The organism is Mesorhizobium argentiipisi (SeqCode), from assembly GCF_037179585.1.
Classification (GTDB): Bacteria; Pseudomonadota; Alphaproteobacteria; order Rhizobiales; family Rhizobiaceae; genus Mesorhizobium; species Mesorhizobium argentiipisi.
In genome coordinates, this window is record NZ_JAPYKO010000101.1 from 1 (window position 1) to 492 (window position 492).

Annotated in this window: 1 protein-coding gene; it reads left to right on the forward strand. The window is 67.3% G+C overall.

Annotation, left to right across the window (positions count from 1 at the left end):
- On the forward strand, window positions 1-492 hold a 492-nt coding region (locus tag O7A05_RS34115), incomplete at both ends, for a DHH family phosphoesterase (RefSeq protein ID WP_337097801.1).

Sequence of the window (492 nt, forward strand, 5' to 3'; positions counted from 1 at the left end):
GAGAAGGTTGCGATCTTCGGCGATTACGACGTCGACGGCGCCACCTCGGCGGCGCTGCTGGCCTGGCATCTGCGCCATTGCGGGCTCGATCCGCTGATCCATATTCCCGACCGAATTTTCGAAGGCTACGGCCCGAACACGGAAGCGATCCGCGCGCTGGCCGCGAAGGGCGCCACGCTGCTCGTCACGGTCGATTGCGGTACCACCAGCATCGAGCCGCTCGCGGAAGCCAAGCGCCTCGGCATGTCCGTCGTCGTGATCGATCATCACCAGGCCGGCACGGAGCTGCCGGAGGTCGATGCGCTGGTCAATCCGAACCGGCTCGACGATCTCTCGGGCCTTGGCCATCTCGCCGCCGTCGGCCTCGTGCTGGTGACGCTGGTCGCCGTCAACCGCGAGCTGCGCCAGCGCGGCTTCTGGACGAGCGAGATGCCCGAGCCCGATCTGCTCGGCATGCTGCATCACGTCGCGCTCGGCACGGTTGCGGATGTC